We start from the raw sequence: 18,836 nt of genomic DNA, 5'->3' as shown, positions 1-18,836 counted from the left end.
CACATATTTCCAGTGCTGCAACAATAATCATTAAAATGAGCATTGAAAAGAAAAGTTGGCATGACATTTGCTCATAGTAACAAGAAGAACATCAATTGAAGGAGGGAACAGGATGCTACAGAAAAAAGATGTATTGAATCTGGAAGGCAAAGTTGCAGTGGTCACGGGAGCAGCCTCTGGAATTGGCTTGGCAACAGTGGAACTGCTGTCGGCCTATGGGGCTTCGGTGGCCATGCTGGATGTGAATGGGGAAAAAGGTGGTTTAGAAGCAGACAAACTAAGCCAGGCAGGTAGAAAAGCAGTTTTCTACCTCTGTGACATTAGGTCCAGTGAAGCTTGCCAGCGCACAGTGAAAGCCATTGAAAAGGATTTTGGAAGCATTGATATTTTATTCAACAACGCAGGCGTTACTTTTCGAAAAAATGTGGTGGATTTAGAGGAAGAAGAGTGGAACAAGGTGGTGGATGTGACCTTAAAGGGTGCTTATCTGATGGCCAAGTACGTGGTGCCGGTGATGACCCGTGGAGGGGGTGGCAGCATTATCAACACTGGTTCAGGATGGGGCCTCAAGGGAGGCGATCTGGCGGCGGCCTACTGCGCAGCCAAGGGTGGATTGGTGAACATGACCCGGGCCATGGCCATTGACCATGGACCAGCCAATATTCGGGTGAACAGTGTGAATCCGGGAGATACAGATACGGCAATGCTTCGTGAAGAGGGGCGACAGCTGGGGTGCGAAGAGAACAGTTTCCTGGTGGATTCTGCCAAGGGTAGGCCTTTGGAGCGACTGGGGACACCGGAAGACGTGGCCAATGCCGTTCTATTTCTGGCCAGCGACTTGTCTAAGTGGATCACTGGCACGGCGCTGGTAGTGGATGGTGGCGGCATTGCCTAAAGCAGTTTCGACAGCTTTCAAAGCTGGATACTCATAAGCAGGATGCATGCAGAAAAACGAAGGAGGAATACACATGTCAGTAAAAGGATTCAAGCATCACCCTTATATCCCCAACTCTGTTCCGGAAGTGCAGCAGGCCATGCTTCGGGAAATTGGGCTGGAAACCCTGGAAGACCTTCATGTAGAGGTGCCGGAGGAGCTGAAGCTGAAGCGGAACCTGAACTTGCCTCCTGCGCTGAAGTCGGAAGCGGCACTGCGGCGCCACGTGGAAGGCATTTTGAGGAAAAACAAGTCTTGCGGAGAGCTTTTGAACTTCCTGGGGGCAGGCTGCTGGCAGCACTATGTGCCGGCGGTGTGCGATGAAATCAACTCTCGGGGAGAGTTTCTCACCGGCTATGCAGGAGAACCTTACAATGATCATGGTCGCTTTCAGAGTCTTTTTGAGTACCAGAGCATGGTGGCAGAACTGGTGGATATGGAAGTGGTCAATGTGCCCACCATGGACTGGGCCCAGGCGGCTGCCACGTCCATGCGTATGGCTGGTCGGATGACAGGGCGGCGCCAGGTGCTGGTACCGGAACTGATGGATCAGAACCGGCTTCTGGTGGCTAAAAATTACTGTGACCCTGACCTGGATATCATCCCTGTGTCTTATCATGAAGAAACAGGACAGCTTGATTTGGAAGACCTTCAAAAGAAGCTGTCAAAAGACACGGCAGCTGTTTACATTGAAAATCCTTCTTTTTTCGGATTTTTAGAAGAACAGGGAGAGGCCATCGGCAAGTTGGCAAAAGAGCAGGGGGCCGTGTTTATTGTAGGCGTAGACCCCAGCTCTCTGGGCGTTGTAGCACCGCCTTCTCATTACGGTGCTGACATCATTTGTGGAGATCTTCAGCCCCTGGGCATCCACATGCATTTTGGCGGCGGTCAGTCCGGCTTTATGGCCACCCGAGATGAAGAAGCTTATGTCATGCAGTACCCTTCCCGTCTCTTTGGCATTGCCCCCACCTCGGTGGAAGGGGAGTATGGTTTTGGAGACGTGGCCTATAACCGCACCTCCTTTGGTGACCTGCGAGAAGATGCCAATGAATACGTGGGAACCCAGTCTGCTCTCTGGGGCATTACAGCAGGGGTGTACCTGGCCCTCATGGGACCGGAAGGCATGCGTGAGTTGGGGGAAACCATTCTTCAGCTGTCAGGCTACGCCATTCACCAGATGAACCAGCTCTCTGGGGTGACAGGCTCTCGGTTCAAAGCATCCAGCTTCAAAGAGTTCGTGGTGGACTTCAACGGCACAGGCATGACGGTGGCAGCCATCAATGAGCACTTGCTGAAAGCAGGCATTCTGGGAGGCAAAGACTTGTCTCAGGATCAACCCCAGCTGGGCCAGTGCGCCCTCTACTGTGTGACAGAAATCCATACACGAGAAGACATCGACGAGCTGATAGATGCCTTGGCAGCCATTCTTAACACCCGGTAACGGCGGGAATACCCATGGAAAGGAAGGAAAAACCATGAAACGAATTAATCGAAATTACCTTGTGCGCAACTTTCACCAGGCCAAGTGGGACGAGCCTGTTATTTTTGAACTAAGCCAAAAAGGGGAGCGGGGCATTGCCGTGCCTCAGGCAGATGAAAAAGTGAGGGAAGTGGCAGGCGACGGCGTTTCCTCATTGCCTCCTCATTTGCGGCGAAAGACGCCGCCGGCCCTGCCAGAAATGGCCCAGCCTCGGGTACTGCGCCACTACATGCGGCTTTCCCAGGAAACCCTGGGAGGGGATATGAACATTGAAATTGGCCAGGGAACCTGCACCCTAAAGTATAATCCTAAAATCAATGACCGGTTGGCAGGTCTTCCTCAAATGGCAGCCCTGCATCCAGAGCAGCCTGTGGAAACGGTTCAGGGAGCCTTGCAAATTTACTATGAAATGGATCTGATGCTGCGGGAAATATCCGGCATGGATCAGTTCACTTTTCAAACTTCCAGCGGCAGTCAGGCGGCTTTTGCCATGGCGTCCATCATCAAAGCTTGGCATCGCCATAAGGGCGAAGATGACCAACGGGATGAAATCATTACCACCGTGCATTCCCACCCTTCTGACGCAGCCTGCCCGGCATTGAAAGGATATAAAATCATTACCATTTACCCTGATGCAGAGGGTTACCCAGACCCAGAGGCGTTCAAAGCAGCTGTTTCTCATCGGACAGCTGGGTTTATCTGCGCCAACCCAGAAGACACAGGGCTTTATAACAAGCGAATCAAAGACTTCACAGATCTGGTGCATCAGTATGGGGGGCTTTGCGGCTATGATCAGGCCAATGCCAATGGCTTGTTTGGTGTCACCAGGGCCAGGGAAGCCGGGTTTGACATGTGCTTCTTTAACCTTCACAAAAGCTTCGGAACACCTCATGGGTGCGGAGGGCCTGGGTCAGGTGCTTTAGGGGTGACCGCCCAGTTAAAAAGCTTTCTGCCAGCCCCTTTGGTGGACTTTGATGACGACCAATACTTTCTTGACCATGACCTGCCCAACAGCATTGGCCGTACTCGGTCATTCCATGGAGTGCCGCCGGTGGTGCTGAAAGCCTACGCCTGGACCCGTACCATGGGGGCAGAGGGCCTTTATGAAGCGGCCAAGGTGGCGGTGCTGAACAACAACTACCTTTACCGAAAGCTGTTGGAAATCAAAGGAATCGATGCTCCCTATGATCCAGAAAAGCAGCGGATTGAACAGGTGCGTTTCACTCTGAAAAAACTGGCAGATGACACGGGGGTGACCACCGCTGATATCCAGCGACGCATGCTGGATTTCGGACTCCATTACTGGACCAGCCATCATCCCTATCACGTGCCGGAACCAGCCACTCTGGAGCCCACAGAAACCCCTTCAAAAGCAGATTTGGACGAGTACATTGCCACATTGACCCATATTGTTCAGGAATCTTACGAGAATCCAGAGCTGGTGAAAACGGCTCCCCACAACAGTGTTATCCATCAAGTGGACGAATCAGGAATGGATGACCCGGATGGGTGGGCCCTCACCTGGCGTACCTATCTGAAGAAAAGCCAGCCGGCTGATTAGCATTAGTTGGATATAACTGTTTGCAATACCATCTGAACTTGAAGGCTGCTTAAAGAAGAGCAGACCCTTATCAGAAGGTGCAGTTTAAATCCCGGAGGGTGTTTGGCCGGGCGTGATGATGTTATCCTGACAATCATTGAAGGAACAGGGTGGCTTTTCAGTGGAAACATAAAAAGAGAATCACTGACGGTTGCAGAAAGGCTTGGGGATAGCAGCAGGGGACCTGCGATAACAGATTTTCCAGGGAGGGATGAGTTTGTTGAAACTGGGATTGATCATCAATCCAGTGGCTGGAATGGGCGGGGCTGTTGGATTGAAGGGAACCGACGGGGTGCTGGAAGAAGCGCTTGCCAGGGGGGCCGTTCCCCGGGCGGGAGCAAGAGCCTCCAGGGCTTTGGAAGTACTCCTGTCACTAAAAAAAGAAATGGTCATCCTCACCCCTGCTGGCGATATGGGAGAAGTCATTGTCAAAGAACTGGGTTTTGGCTGTCAGCTGCTGTCGCCTGGCAACAGTAAAAGGATCAATGACGTTGGAATGAAGAATGAACCGGGGGCCAGTCACAGCACCACATCTGAAGATACCCGCCATGCTGCCAGAGAGCTGATGGAAACAGGAGTATCGCTCATATTGTTTGTGGGTGGTGACGGAACTGCCAGAGATGTGTATGCGGCTGTTGGAGAAAAGGTGTCGGTGGTGGGCGTTCCTGCCGGCGTGAAAATCCACTCTCCGGTATATGCCCTAAGTCCGGAGAAGGCAGGGGAGATGGCCCGACGGTTTCTGAGGCGGGAGATCGCTCAGCTGAAATCGGAAGAAGTGTTGGACATTGATGAAGCGGCTTATCGAAGGGGCAGTGTCAGCACTCGGTTATATGGATACCTGAGGGTGCCAGACGAAGCCCGGTTGATGCAGGGAAGAAAGAGCGGCAGTTCTCTGGCAGACGAAGGGGCTCAAAAAGCCATTGCCCTCAGGGTGGTGGACAGCATGGCGCCGGATGTGGTTTATGTGATTGGGCCTGGTTCCACCACAAGGCAGGTGATGGCGGCCCTTGATCTGCCGGCCACTCTTTTGGGGGTGGACTTGGTATTGAACCGGCGGTTAGTGGGCAGTGATGCAACGGAAAAAGAAATTCTCACAGCCATAAAAGGCAAGGAGTGCCGACTGGTGATCACACCCATTGGCGGCCAGGGTTATATTTTTGGCCGGGGCAACCAGCAGTTGAGTCCAGCGGTGATCCGTCAGGCAGGGAGAGAGCACGTGACGATCATGGCAGCTCTGACAAAGATCAATGCCCTTGGCGGAAAACCGCTGATGGTGGATACGGGAGATGAAAGTCTGGACTTGGAGCTGGAGGGCTACTATAAAGTGATGACAGGCTACAAAGATTCGATCATGTATTCGGTGAAGCGTTCCTGACAGCAGCATGAGCCTAAAAGAGATGGGAAAAAGGAAGGACGAAATGGACTTGCAGTTGGTCAATGGGCACCTTGTCACCATGGATCCCAAGCTGCCCCGGGCAGAAGCGGTTGCCCTTAAGAATGGCCGCAAAAGAGGGGAGCTCCAAAAAACTATCAATACTGACGTCATATTGATACTGGTGGGGTCTGCTTCTGCATCTTTTGATAAAAGAAGAAAGGCGCCATCTGCGAAGGGATGCTGGCTGACTTGATCAAGTTTCTGTGTCTTCAGTCTTGTGTGATGTGCTTATAGAGCCGGTTTATGGTATAATACTCTCATTCATTACTTAAATGAGGGAGGAATCCATATGAGTGAAAAACAGAACATCGTGAAGCCCTCGACCCTGCCGGGATTCATGGAACTGCTGCCGGCAGAGCAAATTCGCTTTAACCGGATGATGGACACCATCCGCCGGGTGTATGAGCGTTATGGCTTTGCCCCTCTGGACACTCCGGTGATTGAAAAATCGGAGGTGCTCCTGGCCAAGGGCGGCGGCGAAACAGAAAAACAGGTTTACCGCTTCATGAAAGGCGACAGTGACCTTTCCATGCGGTTTGATCTCACGGTGCCCCTGGCCCGTTACGTGGCCCAGCACATGGGTGATCTTACCTTTCCCTTTCGACGGTACCAGATTGGCAAGGTCTATCGGGGGGAGCGGAACCAGAAAGGGCGTTTTCGTGAATTCTACCAGTGCGATATTGATGTCATTGGCCGTGAAAAACTGAGCATTGCCACTGACGCTGAGATCCCGGCCATCATTTATAATGTGTTCACCGAAATCGGCCTTCCTCCCTTTGTCATTCGCATCAACAACCGAAGACTCATGAACGGACTTTTTGCCCACTATGGCGTGGCAGGAAAACCGGAGATGCTCCGGGCCATTGACAAGCTGGAAAAAATCGGGCCCGAAAAAACCCGAAAAGAGCTGGAAGAGGCTGGTATTGACGCAACCGCCATCAGCGGTGTCTTCGATTTCATCGCCATTGAAGGCACCAACTCAGAAAAGCTGGAAGCCCTGGCGGCGCTGGGCATCGACAATGAACAGTTTCGGGAAGGACTGGAAGAGCTGAACACGGTGGTCACCCTCATTCGGGCCTTTGGGGTGCCGGAAGAGAGCTTTGCCATTGAACTGAAAATCGTCCGGGGGCTGGACTACTACACCGGCACCGTCTACGAAACCCTGCTGCGGGATTACCCGGAAATTGGGTCTGTATGCTCCGGCGGCCGCTATGATAATCTGGCTGAGTATTATACAAAGGAAAAGCTTCCTGGCGTGGGCATTTCCATCGGCCTTACCCGGTTGTTCTATCAGTTGAATGAAGCCGGGATTCTGGGAGAAGAGAACATTTCATCGTTATCTCAGGCGCTGGTGGTGCCCATCGGCAATACCCTTGAAACCTGTGCCCGTGTGGCCAGTCGCCTGCGGAATGCCGGCGTGGTGACAGAAGTTTACCTGGAAGAGGCTAAAATTGCCAAGAAGATGAACTATGCCAACAAACATGGCATTCCCTATGTGGTGCTCATTGGAGACGAAGAAGTGGCCGACGGGCTGCTTACGCTGAAAAACATGACCGACGGTGAACAGCAGCGCCTTTCCTTTGAAGAAGCTGCAAACATCATCAATCAATAAAGACGTGATCATCCTGCGCCTGCAATGCCTTTTGGCAAATCAGGCGCGTTTTCATTTTGCTGATGTTGAAAAATGATTGGCGTAGGAGCGGAGCATCTAAAGCTGTATGTACAAGAGATGCACCTATTAAAAAATGGACTGAAACAGATGATAGTAGGAGTTTGCAAGGAGTCTATTTTATCTTAGGCAGTAAGTATCATGCATAGAAAAGGAGTAGATAAAGTGATTTCAATGCTTTTCGTTTTGATTTTCATTATTCACTATTCCTGACCATGATCAATGAAAACCCTGTGGAGGCAGTTTTGTTCACATGCCGCGTTATGACCAAGGCTTGTTGGGTATACTACCCATATTCAGACAGTGAGGAGGGTGGGCAAATGGCAAAGCAAACTCCGAAGAAGCATCAGTCACCCTTTCGGATGTCCTGCCGGGAACTGGTGGTCCGTCCGGAAGACAAAAAAGAAGTGCCGGTCATTCGTGAAGTCATACGCGAAGCATTCGCCCCTATGCCCTTCAGTACCGGTCAGGAATGGCAGCTGGTGGAAAAGATTCGTCAGAGTTCCGGATATTTGCCTTCGCTGGCATTGGTGGCGCTGTGTGATGGCGTGTTGGTGGGTCAGAGTATGATTTCGCTGCTTGAAATTGAAGACAAAAAAAAGCCCCACAACGCATTGGTGCTGGGGCCTGTTTCGGTCTTGCCAGATTTTCAGCGGCGGGGCATAGGTCAGGAACTAATTCGAATTGGTATTGCTGCAGCCAAAAGAATGCCGCTGCCAGTCATGGTGGTGGTGGGAGACTTGGCCTATTACAGCCGTTTTGGTTTTGAGCCGGCTGTTCCCAGAAGCATTCATATGCCCTTTGGGTTCGATGAGGAAGACTACCTGCAGGTGCTGGAGCTGAAAAAAGGCGCCCTGAAAGGGGTGCAGGGTGTCATTAAGTTTCCTCCCAGTTTCTTCGACGAAAAAGGGGATTTGCTGTAGCGGGTTGTGCTTTAGAAGTTCCAGCAGTATTCCCGCTTCAGGTACGAAAGCACCACTGAGGTTTCTGTCTGCTCGATGCCGTCGATGGGCCAAATTTTCTTTTCCAGCAGCTCGTGGAGCTGGTGAATGTTTTTGACGTAAACCTCAATATCAAAAGTGGATCGGCCTGTGGCAAGGGCGATGTACCAGATTTCATTGATTTTTCCCAGTTCCGCTGCCACATGGTCTACTTTTTTGATGTCAGAATGAATCTTGATCATGGCTGCCACATCCAGTCCCAGCTTGAACGGGTCGGCAACGGCAACGATCTGCATGACTTTATTGTCAATGAGTCGCGATATCCGGTTGCGAACGGTGGATTCTGAGACGCCCAACTCTCTGGCAATGTCTGTGTTGGGGGTGCGGCCGTCCCGTTGCAGCATCCGGATAATCTTCATATCGACATGATCAAGGCCATAGGGGTTTTTCATACACATCATCCCTTCCGTGGTTTCGATGAACGAAACAATCTCAGTCTATTCCATTATAACTGTTGATCATCGAAAATTCAAACAATACCCGCAAAAAATCCGATTTTTCGTTTTATTGCGAAACAAAAAACAGGGAATCGCAACTTTCTGTCGGTGATTTTTGGATCAATTGGATGAGGGCAGTCGCTGCAGTGCCTGAAGAGATAAAAGAGATCAAAGAATGCCTGGAAACAGAGGCGGAGAGGACGATGGCAGGATGGCAGAAGAAACAAAAATCCCTTCGGTTAAACCGGCGAATGAAGTGCCGATACTGGGAAAGCCTCTATACTATGTGGGAATCGGTGCTTCTGCTGGAGGGTTGGAAGCGCTTCAGGATTTTTTTAAGTTCATGCCCAGAGATACGGGAATGTCCTTCGTTGTGATTCAACATCTGTCACCGGATTACCGCAGCATGATGGACGAACTGCTGGCCCGTCATACGGCTATGGCCATTCATATTGCAGAAGATGGTATGCCGGTGGCTCCCAACAACATCTACCTGATACCTCCCCGTAAAAATCTGATGCTTTTTCACGGCAAACTCTATCTGGAGGAACAGCGAAGCCAGAAAGCTCTGAATCTTCCCATAGATGTGTTTTTAAGATCCCTGGCAGCAGATCAAGGTAAACAGGCCATGGCTGTGATTCTTTCCGGCACTGGAAGTGACGGCACGCTGGGAATCAGGGCGGTGAAGGAGGCTGGGGGGATCATTGTGGTGCAGGATGAGCAGACTGCCAAGTTTGACGGTATGCCCCGCAGTTCCATTTCCACGGGGCTGGTGGATTTTATTCTTCCGCCGGCTCAGATGGGAGAGGCGCTGCTTAACTATGTGAAGCACCCCTTTATTTCCGACAGTAAAACCCTTGAAAAAGTGCTGCCGGAAAACATGGATACGCTGGCAAAAATCAATTTGATTCTTCGGGACCACATTGGTATTGACTTTTCCTACTACAAAGAGAATACCATTGCTCGCCGGTTGGAGCGGCGGGTGAGTATCAACCGGTGTCACAGCCTGGAGGAGTATCTGATTTTCCTGATGGAGTCAGACAAAGAGAAAGATACGCTATACCGGGAGATGCTCATTGGCGTTACCCGTTTTTTTCGGGATGGAGAAGCTTTCGAAAGTTTAAAGGAGAACGTGCTACCAAGCCTGAACTGTCAGAAAGGCCATTTACGCATCTGGTCGGCCGGTTGTTCCACTGGGGAGGAGGTCTATTCCCTGGCCATGATGTGTCTGGAAGAAATGGAAAAGCGCCGATCCTCCTGTGAGTTGAAAATTTTTGCCACTGATATTGACCGAATTTCTCTGAATGTAGCCAGTCAGGGGATTTATCCTGAAAGCATCGTGGCCGACATTGATCAGGAAATGCTGTCCAAGTACTTCGTTCGTCTGGAAAATGGCTATCAGGTAAAGGAAAACCTTCGAAAAACAGTGGTTTTTGCAACTCATAATCTGCTGAAAGATCCTCCTTTTTCACGACTGGATCTGATGGTGTGCCGCAATCTCTTCATATACCTTAAGCCGGAAATGCAGCAAAAAATTCTTAACATGTTCTACTATTCGCTGAAGCCTGGAGGCTTTCTTTTCATGGGAAACAGTGAAACCCTGGGAGAAATGAGCGAAGGCTTTCAAACCATTGACAGCAAATGGAAAATCTATCAGTACCGGGAAGGTTTTCGGCCGCCATTGATGCGGGATATCCAACCCCTGCAGCCCATGCAGGCTGCATCTGTTCGTCAACAGTTATTGCCTGCCAGCACTCGAACTGGAGCTGAAAACCTGCGGCAGTCCAGGTTACTGGAAAATGCACTGGAAGCCTACCTGCCTCCATCGGTGATTGTGGATCAACAAGATCGCATCGTTCAGGTGATCAATGACATGAACCCATTTTTTCAAGTGCGGGCAGGACAGTTTTCTGACAGCATTTTGCAGCACCTGCCCAATGATTTATCCCTTTATGTCAGTGGATTGCTGCGGCGATTGAAGCAGGGTCAGGCGCATCTGGTGTATGAGAACATAGAACACATTCCCGGGTTTGAAGACAGGCAGGTGGCCGTTGAAGGACGAAGGTTGGAACTGGATCAGGTGCACTACTTCCTCATCAGCTTCAGGGAGATGTCGGTGGCTGGTGATCCCGTGGAGCGAGGCGGTTCACACTCGGAGGTGGGACAGGAAATGAGCCAACGGGTGAAAGAACTGGAGAATGAGCTTCAAATCAGCCGGGAAAATCTCCAGGCAACAGTGGAAGAACTGGAAACTTCCAATGAAGAGCTGCAATCTTCCAATGAAGAGCTGATTGCCTCCAATGAAGAGCTGCAAAGCACCAATGAAGAGCTTCAGTCAGTGAACGAAGAGCTTTATACGGTGAACTCTGAATTTCAAAGCAAGATCGATGAACTGACCCAGGCCAACAATGATCTGACAAATTTGCTTCATAATACTGAGGTGGGAGCCATCTACCTTGACCGGAACCTGTGTATACGACGCATCACTCCTGTGGTGAAAAAGATCACCAACTTGAGGGAGTCTGACATTGGCAGACCTATTTCTCATATAGCTGCTATTGAGACCCACTCGACACTCATGAAGGATGTGAACCATGTGTTGGAGAGCCTGCAGCCCATCGACAGAGAAATGGTGGATGAAAGTGGTGGCGCCTGGTTTGTGAGAACCCGCCCCTACCGCACCTCCTACCATGCGGTGGAAGGGGTGCTGGTCACCTTTGTTGAAATCAGCCGCCTGAAGCATTTGGAGGCTGAAGTGCACAACTGCAATTATTTGCTGGAAACGGTGCTGGATCACAGCCCGGTGGCCAAAACCATGGTGGATGCATCTGGTGATCTGATATACGTTAATCAAAAAGCTGAAATCGTCTTTGGTTTAACCAGAGAACAGTTACTGAATCGAACGTATGATGACAACCAGTGGAAAATCACAGACTTAAACGGGAAACCCATTCCTCCTGAAGAACTGCCCTTTGCACAAATGAAAAAAACACATCAGCCTGTCAGCGGCTATCAGCATTATGTGGACATACCGGGGAAGGGAAAGCAACTGCTGACCATCTATGGCGTGCCGGTGATCCGTCACAATGGGATTTTTGAAGGCGGTGTGTTTACCATTGAACATGAAAAAGCAGAATGATCGGGGTGAAGGAAAATGAGCCACAACCATGAGCAAGGGAAACAATTGCAGCAGCGTATCGAAGAAGCCATTAAAAAAAGGCACATAGATCCCGATTTTCTCAAAAGCAAACCCGTGGAAGAGTTAATGCAGGAAGTCAGTATCTATCACCAGGAGCTGGAATATCAGAACCTGGAACTAATGCGGGTACAGGAAGAACTGGAGAACTCTCAGATTCATTATATCAGCCTGTTTCAGGATGCGCCGGTGGCCTATGTGGTCATCGACAGGCACCATTGCATTCAGGCGGTCAACCGGGAGTTTTGCCTGCTAACAGGAGCACAAGAAAAAGAAACTCTGGGAGAACGGATCGAAATATTTATTATGCCTGAGAGCCAGGATGCCGTGTATCATCATCTGCGAAATCTGACACATGTGGCACAAATGGACAGCCTGCAAATACAAATACAAACACATCAGGGTGTTCGCACGGCAAAAGTTCAAAGTAATTTACTTTTGAAGAATGGAACACCTCAAATTCGAATGAGTCTGGTGGATCTTACGCCGGAAAAAGAACTGCAGGATGCGCTGGAAGAAAAAGGCCGGGCGCTGGAACAAGCCAAATCGAAAGCGGAAGCTGCCAACGAGGCGAAGAATCGGTTTTTGGCCAATATCAGTCATGAAATTCGCACGCCCATGAACGGCGTCTACGGATTTCTTCAGCTTCTGATCAACACCCAGGTGGACGAGGAACAGCTGGACTATATTGATCATATGATGATTGCCAGCCGGCGGATGCTTCGTCTGATTGACCATCTGCTGGATTTTGCCGCCATGGAAGACGGTGACATACAGGTGCACCATCAGGAAATGGTGATGGCAGACTTTTTTCAAACGCTGGTAAACAGCTGGCAGGGCGAAGCAGAAGAAAAACATTTGGAACTGGCGATGGAACAGGAGGCGGGCGTTCCGCTTATTCTCCGGGGCGATGCTTCCCGGCTGCGGCAGATATTGGATGGCCTTGTGGAAAATGCCATTAAATTTACGACACAGGGAAAAATTCGACTCCGGGTATACCTCGTGGAAGAACAACAAAAAAATGAAAACCATAAGGAAATCGAAGCACAGAAAGAACGAGTGGTTCTTGGAATAGCAGTGACAGATACAGGCATTGGGATCCCTGTGGAAGATCAGGAGCGGATTTTTGAATGGTTCACCCAGGGAGATTCTTCCAGCACCCGTCATTTTGGCGGTGCAGGCATCGGGCTTACCGTTGCCCGGCGGTTGGCAGGATTTTTGGGTGGAGAGATTCGGGTCGCCAGCCGGGAGGGAGAAGGCAGCACCTTTGAGCTGCGGGTCCCTTTTGACAAACTGTCGCAAGAGGAACTGGAGGCACTGACAACATAATCAGGAGTGGCGGCAAAGAAGAACCATCAACTGAAAAGCGCAGATCAGACTGTAGACAAAACATGATGAAGACAAAAGATTTGGTAAAGGACAGCCTTGGAGATCTTGTCAGTGTTTTTTCGAAAAGATGAGAAAACCGCCAGTGCCTGCTGTTTGAGCGCAGCGAGTTCAGGCGCTGTTTTCGAGACTTTCGGCTAAAAACACAAGATTGGAGTCAGCTGCCCTGGCCAAATCCCTTTGTCTTCAACCTGAGGTGTGTCGCGAAAGCGTACACACCTCTTTTGCTGGAAATTGAAGTTTGAGGGCTGATGAGGGAGTTTAGAAAGTGGAGAAGCCGCTCCATTCCTGGAAACGGTAGAGCCACTGGCGCCAGACCCGGCTGTCTTCAAAGGCTTCGTAAGGAAGGGTGTATTGGCCGCCCCGGTTGCCCCAGAGCCGCCTGAAGTAGTCGGTGACGGTCGTGGAGAGTTCACCATTGCGGGGAGTCTCCACTTTGATCATGGTTTCCAGGTTGTTGTCTCCCAGATTCCGTTTCGTCAGATTGGCTGATCCTCCAAAAAGAACACTCTTCTCACTGCGGTGAATGAGAGTCAGTTTGGTATGATATTGTTCTCCCTGGGTGTTGTACCAGCGAATTTCAATGGCACCCTGGGAAGCTTCCACCAGTTCGGAGGCCGCAGGACGGTTGGGAATGCCGCTCTTTTCAATACCAAAGGCATCCCGGTTGGGGTCGAGAATCAAACGGATGGTCACCCCTCGCTGGGCAGCTTCCAGAAGGGCCGCTGACACCAGGCGGTCACCAATATAAAACTGACCCATCCAGATGCTGTCACCGGCAGTTGTCTCATTGATTTCAGCCAGCAAATGTTCCCTGATTTTACCCTCCGTCAGCACCCGGGCCTGGGTATCACTGTGGGTTTCGGTGGCGATGAAGTCCACCTGGGGCAATGTGGGAAACCGGGAACTGTCGTAGCCTGACAAAACGGCCACTTCCCGCTCTGTCTCCAGCAGATCTGCAGCCAGTGGTCCTGAGAAACGAAAGGCCATATTGGAATGAAGCGCACTGGCATCATGGGGGTTGGCTGACATCACCAGGGCTGCTTCTTCGGTGATCAGCACCTTCCGGTGATTGGCCTTGAAATTCGCCAGCCGCAGGTAACTTCGCAGGGTGACCCGGGGGGCGTCGGTGCCAAAAGGATTGGGAAGGAGACCGAAATCGCCGCTGCCAAAGTGAGTGATTAAAGTGTTCCAGATGCCGGTATAGAGGGGGTTGGAATTCCCCATGACGGTCGGGTCGGTGACCACCACATCGATGCCGCCTTCCTGAAGCCGTGTCAGATGGTGGGCTTCATAAGAGCCGTAAAAATTGTTGATTTCGTCGGTGATGAGCACCACTTGCAGCTCTGGCACCGCCTTCTTTCGGGCAATGAGGGCGTCTGTCAGCTGACGGGTTAAATCAGGGTAGCTGTTGACAGATCGGTCATAGACATCATTGAAGAGAAAAAAATCAGCCACAATAAAATCGGTGGCATTGGCCACCAGGGTGATCATTTCTTCGAAAATAACCTGCTCATGCTGAATTTCACCGCCATGGATCCAGGAGAGGTCTGCCAGGAAGGTCAGGTCTGACACCGGCTGCAGCGGTCCTTCGTAAGAAAGGGAAGGTGCCAGGGAATGGAGAAAGCCCGTGATTACCACCGAGACCATTATAACCAGCACCAGGATGCCTGCCAAAACTTTGAAAATGAGCCCGTAGTTTCGTTGTTTTCCACCATATTTGGTTTTCACCATCATTCTGCCCAGGGGCAGCGGTTTTTCTTTCAAAAGGGTTCCCGCCTTAAAGTTGGTATTTGAAGTGCCGTGTGCAGGCGGTCAGAGAAAGGTTTCACTGCCCATCTGCCGCCTCCTCATCATACCATAAAAGAGTGGCTCTGACAATTGAAACAACAACGTTGCAGCCCTCGAAGAGCGGGCGGATGGTTCTCAAAAGCAGGGGGATCTGGTAGAATAGCAGAAAAGCCTTTGGCCTGGCGGGAAAGGTCTGAGGAAGGAGGGACGGCCATGAAGTTCCACGAAACGGATGTGCGTCTGTTCACCGACATGATGATGGAAGGATTTATTTTCATCGACCCTCAGGGGATCATCCGTCTCTACAATCAGAAGGCCAAGGAGATTTTCGGCGTGGTGTATCACCAGCCCCATGAACACCCGCCGGGGCAGTTGGTCACCGGAGATCTGGTGATTCTGGCAGATAACTGTCTGGGTGAAGATGACGGCGGTTTAAACGCATCCACCCTGGCTCTCATGGGCGTTGCACCGGGCACTGTTCGTCAGGGCGATGCGGTGATTGCCGCAGGCATCATGGGAGGCGCGCCCGGCAGTGCCAAAGTGCTGGTGCATTCACCGGAGGTACAGCGTCAGTCTCTTGAAATGACCACCACCCTGAAAAAGCATCGTCTTCAGGCGGCCATTCACTATCAGCAAAAAAAGATCTGTCTCCAGGTGGATGACCATCTGTTTGAACTTCCCTACAACAGTGCCATCGGTCATTTGGTGGCCCTTGACGGTGCGGCGGGAACCCTGAAGTTTTATCAGGAGCGGGGCTATTCGGTGCGAAATGAAGCGCTGCGGCAGCTGCTGGAGGGAAGCCCCTTTCGGGGAAAGGGGCGGCACGAAGCCCATCTGGATGTACTGGGCAAGCACCTGACAGAAATCCATGAGCCCAGCGATGTCATCCGGGAATTTCTGGAAACTGCCGCGGGCCGTCCTCTGGGCTATTGTGATCATTTTGCCGAGATCAACGGCAGGCAGACCCTCTGCTCCCTTTTTCCTGTTGACAGGGATGGTTACCGGCAGGGGGCCGTTCTCAAAGTGGAGGATGTGACAGAAATGAAAAAGGCCCTTCAGGAACGGGATGAAGCACTGCGCAGCTTGGAAATGGCTGAAAATCGCCTGAAAGCTCAAACAGCAGTTACTGTCACTTTCGCCGCAATCATGGGGGAAAGTCCTGAAATTCTGCATACCCGAAGACTGGCCATGAAAGCTGCTGCCAACAAATCAACTGTTTTGCTGCTGGGAGAAAGCGGCACAGGAAAAAACCTGCTGGCCAAAGCCATTCACGAAGCGGGCAGTGATCCTCAGGCTCCCTTCGTGCAGATCAACTGCGGCTCTATCCCGGAAAACCTGCTGGAAAGCGAGCTTTTTGGGTATGAAAAAGGTGCCTTCACCGGTGCCCGGGATGAAGGTAAGCAGGGTCTTTTTGAACTGGCCGACGGCGGCACGCTGCTGTTGGATGAAATCGGTGAACTGCCCCTGGCTCTTCAGGTGAAAATGCTGCAGGTGCTGCAGCATAAAAGCTTTTACCGGGTGGGGGGCAATGAGAAGCGAGAGGTACAGGTGCGCATCATGGCTGCCACCAACCGAAACCTGGAAGAAGAAATGCTGCAGGGACGCTTTCGGGAAGATCTTTATTATCGTATCAATGTATTCCCCATTTGGATGCCTCCTCTGCGGAAACGGCAGGGAGATATTGAACTGCTGGTGAGGGAGTTGCTCCCCCGGATCTGCCGGGAGGCAGGGGTGGCTGAAAAGCGTATTTCGGCAGAAGGGCTGCAAAAACTCATGGAGTACCACTGGCCGGGAAATGTGCGGGAGCTGGAAAATATCCTGGAACGGGCTGTTCATCTTTGTGAAGGGCCGGTGCTTCTTTCAGGCCAACTGATGGTGGCACCTCAGCAGGGTAAGGCCAAAGAAGCCGTGGAGGAACCGGGTGACAAAAGCCTGAAAGTGGCTTTGATGGAAAGGGAAGCAGAGTTGATTCGGGAAGCTCTGACCCGGTGTGAAGGCAGCCGCCGGCAGGCGATGCAGCAGTTGGGCATTGGAAAAACCCAGTTTTACGAAAAAATGAAACTCCATGGGATTGAATAACAACAGGATGATATCGAACAATAGGATTGTTACAGCACCAACCGCTTACGTACCGATGGTGATGGCGAGCGCGCTGAATCTGCTTTGAACGTCCGGCATAACGGAATAAAGTTCGATAAAACGAACTATTGGATTGTGCGCCAAATCGATTTAAGAAGTTTCTGAAAATGCTGGATTTCAGACTTGGCTTGTCATCATTCGAGACGCTGATTAATGAAACGTCGGCATATCAGTCCGGAAAAGCGGACAATAACACTGGGATGAATGGTCGCTGTGACTGGCGTCGCCATGAACCGTTCTGCTTAAAGCGGTCTTGAAAGACTGGAAAGACAACGGCTTGCAGGTGTGGAGCTGATGGAAAGCGGCAGCTGTCTCATGGCGGGAGAATGTTGGCATGATAATTGCAATGTTAATCATTGAAGTAGGGAGTACTGCGATTCACTTGATCAGTCCCGAAAATTTCTTGAGGAGTCTCGCCGGCCGCTCGAACCGTTTTCTGATAGTGAACAGCTTCTTCTATTAGTGAGATTAGTGAACAGTTTCTTCATAAAAGGAGTGACCCTGTGAAAATTACTGACATTCAAGTCAAGCGCCTGCGCATTCCGTTGAAAAAACCCTTCAAAACCGCCCTGCGCACCGTTGAAGCGGTGGATGACATACTGATCACCATTCACACTGACACTGGTGACGTCGGCTATGGAGAAGCACCCCCTACAGCTGTCATCACTGGAGATACCAGAGAAAGCATTGAAAGTGCCGTGATGGGATTCATCAGACCCCGGCTGCTGGGGCTGCCGGTGGTGGAGCTGGAAACCATCATGGCACGGCTGCACACGGCACTGGTGGGCAACACCAGCGCCAAAGCAGCGATAGATATGGCTGTGTATGACCTTTTTGCCCGTTATCATCAGGCTCCCTTGTTCCGGCTGCTGGGCGGTGCCCGTCAGACCCTGACCACCGATCTGACCATCAGTGTCAATGATCCGGCGGAAATGGCGGAAGACGCCCGGCAGGCGGTCTTATTGGGGTACGATACCCTGAAAATAAAGGTGGGAAAGGATCCGCGCCAGGATCTGGAAAGAATCAAAGCCCTTCGGCAGGCCTTGGGAGATGGGGTGACCCTGCGGCTGGATGCCAACCAGGGCTGGACGCCCCGGGAGGCGGTGAAGCTGATTCGACAGATGGAAGAGGTCGGCCTGGGTATCGAGCTGGTGGAACAGCCGGTGAAAGCCGGTGACCTGGAAGGTCTGAAGTATGTCACCCAGCAGGTGGAGACCCTCATTCTGGCAGATGAAAGTGTTTTTTCGCCCCGGGATGCCCTGCGCATCATGCAGGAACGGGCGGCAGACCTGATCAATATCAAGCTGATGAAAACCGGAGGTATTTATCAGGCATTGAAAATCTGTGCCCTGGCAGAAATCTACGGCATGGAATGCATGGTTGGATGCATGCTGGAGAGTCGCCTGAGTGTGGCTGCGGCAGCTCATCTGGCAGCAGGCAGAAACATCATTACCCGCTGTGATCTCGACGGCCCCGGCCTCTGCGCCGCCGACCCCTGGCAGGGCGGGCCAGCCTTTGAAAATGCCGCCATCACCATGAGCAAAGAGGCGGGTTTGGGCATTGTCCCGGGACCAGTCTTTGACCAATACATTTCGTAAAAGAACACATGTGAATGCACCGTATCTGGGGCATGGCCCTGCCGAAACCAAAGGCGGTACCGGCAGGCGCTGAATGGGTGCCCATGAGCGGAAGCAAGGGAGAACGAAGGAGGGGATGCCTCTCGACACAGCAGGGCAACAAACAGTAAACAGACAAAGGGAGGAATTGA

13 protein-coding genes are annotated in these 18,836 nt (G+C 51.4%); 11 read left to right on the top strand and 2 right to left on the bottom strand.

Going from position 1 to position 18,836, the window contains the following annotated elements; translation table 11 throughout:
* The first annotated feature begins 112 nt into the window (after window positions 1–112).
* The 7 genes from AAIG11_RS09210 (at window position 113) to AAIG11_RS09180 (ending at window position 8,041) form a co-directional block, all read left to right on the top strand.
* Complete coding sequence (locus AAIG11_RS09210; protein WP_343185954.1) at window positions 113–895, top strand: SDR family NAD(P)-dependent oxidoreductase; 783 nt, start codon at window positions 113–115, stop codon at window positions 893–895.
* 73 nt (window positions 896–968) lie between these two features.
* Entirely contained in the window at window positions 969–2,375 is a 1,407-nt protein-coding gene (gcvPA, locus tag AAIG11_RS09205; protein WP_343185953.1) for an aminomethyl-transferring glycine dehydrogenase subunit GcvPA, read from the top strand.
* Between the two features lie 34 nt (window positions 2,376–2,409).
* Window positions 2,410–3,975, top strand: a complete 1,566-nt coding sequence (gene gcvPB, locus AAIG11_RS09200; RefSeq protein WP_343185952.1) for an aminomethyl-transferring glycine dehydrogenase subunit GcvPB — start codon at window positions 2,410–2,412, stop codon at window positions 3,973–3,975.
* A gap of 250 nt (window positions 3,976–4,225) precedes the next feature.
* Entirely contained in the window at window positions 4,226–5,389 is a 1,164-nt protein-coding gene (locus AAIG11_RS09195; protein ID WP_343185951.1) for an ATP-NAD kinase family protein, read from the top strand.
* Window positions 5,390–5,411: 22 nt separating this feature from the next.
* Entirely contained in the window at window positions 5,412–5,642 is a 231-nt protein-coding gene (locus tag AAIG11_RS09190) for a hypothetical protein (RefSeq protein WP_343185950.1), read from the top strand.
* 96 nt (window positions 5,643–5,738) lie between these two features.
* A complete protein-coding gene (gene hisS, locus AAIG11_RS09185) occupies window positions 5,739–7,061 on the top strand; it encodes a histidine--tRNA ligase (RefSeq protein WP_343185949.1) in 1,323 nt (440 codons plus the stop codon).
* Between the two features lie 377 nt (window positions 7,062–7,438).
* Window positions 7,439–8,041 carry a GNAT family N-acetyltransferase gene (locus AAIG11_RS09180; protein WP_343185948.1) on the top strand — a complete coding sequence of 201 codons (603 nt, stop codon included), beginning with the start codon at window positions 7,439–7,441 and terminating at the stop codon, window positions 8,039–8,041.
* 11 nt (window positions 8,042–8,052) lie between these two features.
* Here the strand turns inward: AAIG11_RS09180 and AAIG11_RS09175 are convergent, their stop codons facing one another.
* Window positions 8,053–8,511 (bottom strand): Lrp/AsnC family transcriptional regulator, encoded by a 459-nt coding sequence (locus AAIG11_RS09175; RefSeq protein ID WP_283409079.1) that lies wholly within the window; start codon window positions 8,509–8,511, stop codon window positions 8,053–8,055.
* A gap of 256 nt (window positions 8,512–8,767) precedes the next feature.
* Here AAIG11_RS09175 and AAIG11_RS09170 point away from each other — a divergent pair, with 256 nt between their 5' ends.
* Together AAIG11_RS09170 and AAIG11_RS09165 are read left to right on the top strand one after the other, a co-directional pair.
* On the top strand, window positions 8,768–11,695 hold the full coding sequence (locus tag AAIG11_RS09170; RefSeq protein WP_343185947.1) for a CheR family methyltransferase: 2,928 nt from the start codon (window positions 8,768–8,770) through the stop codon (window positions 11,693–11,695).
* Window positions 11,696–11,710: 15 nt separating this feature from the next.
* On the top strand, window positions 11,711–13,081 hold the full coding sequence (locus AAIG11_RS09165) for a PAS domain-containing sensor histidine kinase (RefSeq protein ID WP_343185946.1): 1,371 nt from the start codon (window positions 11,711–11,713) through the stop codon (window positions 13,079–13,081).
* Window positions 13,082–13,399: 318 nt separating this feature from the next.
* On the opposite strand, the gene AAIG11_RS09160 is transcribed toward AAIG11_RS09165, so the two are convergent.
* Window positions 13,400–14,905 carry a phospholipase D family protein gene (locus AAIG11_RS09160; protein WP_343185945.1) on the bottom strand — a complete coding sequence of 502 codons (1,506 nt, stop codon included), beginning with the start codon at window positions 14,903–14,905 and terminating at the stop codon, window positions 13,400–13,402.
* A gap of 237 nt (window positions 14,906–15,142) precedes the next feature.
* Here AAIG11_RS09160 and AAIG11_RS09155 point away from each other — a divergent pair, with 237 nt between their 5' ends.
* Window positions 15,143–17,008, top strand: coding sequence for a sigma-54 interaction domain-containing protein (locus AAIG11_RS09155; RefSeq protein WP_343185944.1), 1,866 nt, complete (start codon window positions 15,143–15,145; stop codon window positions 17,006–17,008).
* A gap of 563 nt (window positions 17,009–17,571) precedes the next feature.
* A complete protein-coding gene (locus tag AAIG11_RS09150) occupies window positions 17,572–18,666 on the top strand; it encodes a dipeptide epimerase (RefSeq protein WP_343185943.1) in 1,095 nt (364 codons plus the stop codon).
* Window positions 18,667–18,836 lie beyond the last annotated feature (170 nt).

The sequence above is a fragment of the Anoxynatronum sibiricum genome, assembly GCF_039414295.1.
GTDB classification, from domain to species: Bacteria; Bacillota; Clostridia; order Peptostreptococcales; family Tindalliaceae; genus Anoxynatronum; species Anoxynatronum sibiricum.
Note: the sequence above shows the minus strand (reverse complement) of the source record. Positions and strands in the feature narration are given on the sequence as shown.

What these genes read in the sequence shown, in the direction of transcription:
- AAIG11_RS09175 (WP_283409079.1), bottom strand. Translation starts at nt 8,511, where the DNA reads ATGAAAAACCCCTATGGCCTTGATCATGTCGATATGAAGATTATCCGG.
- gcvPB (WP_343185952.1), top strand. Translation starts at nt 2,410, where the DNA reads ATGAAACGAATTAATCGAAATTACCTTGTGCGCAACTTTCACCAGGCC.
- AAIG11_RS09190 (WP_343185950.1), top strand. Translation starts at nt 5,412, where the DNA reads ATGGGAAAAAGGAAGGACGAAATGGACTTGCAGTTGGTCAATGGGCAC.
- AAIG11_RS09210 (WP_343185954.1), top strand. Translation starts at nt 113, where the DNA reads ATGCTACAGAAAAAAGATGTATTGAATCTGGAAGGCAAAGTTGCAGTG.
- AAIG11_RS09180 (WP_343185948.1), top strand. Translation starts at nt 7,439, where the DNA reads ATGGCAAAGCAAACTCCGAAGAAGCATCAGTCACCCTTTCGGATGTCC.
- AAIG11_RS09170 (WP_343185947.1), top strand. Translation starts at nt 8,768, where the DNA reads ATGGCAGAAGAAACAAAAATCCCTTCGGTTAAACCGGCGAATGAAGTG.
- AAIG11_RS09195 (WP_343185951.1), top strand. Translation starts at nt 4,226, where the DNA reads ATGAGTTTGTTGAAACTGGGATTGATCATCAATCCAGTGGCTGGAATG.
- AAIG11_RS09155 (WP_343185944.1), top strand. Translation starts at nt 15,143, where the DNA reads ATGAAGTTCCACGAAACGGATGTGCGTCTGTTCACCGACATGATGATG.
- hisS (WP_343185949.1), top strand. Translation starts at nt 5,739, where the DNA reads ATGAGTGAAAAACAGAACATCGTGAAGCCCTCGACCCTGCCGGGATTC.
- gcvPA (WP_343185953.1), top strand. Translation starts at nt 969, where the DNA reads ATGTCAGTAAAAGGATTCAAGCATCACCCTTATATCCCCAACTCTGTT.
- AAIG11_RS09165 (WP_343185946.1), top strand. Translation starts at nt 11,711, where the DNA reads ATGAGCCACAACCATGAGCAAGGGAAACAATTGCAGCAGCGTATCGAA.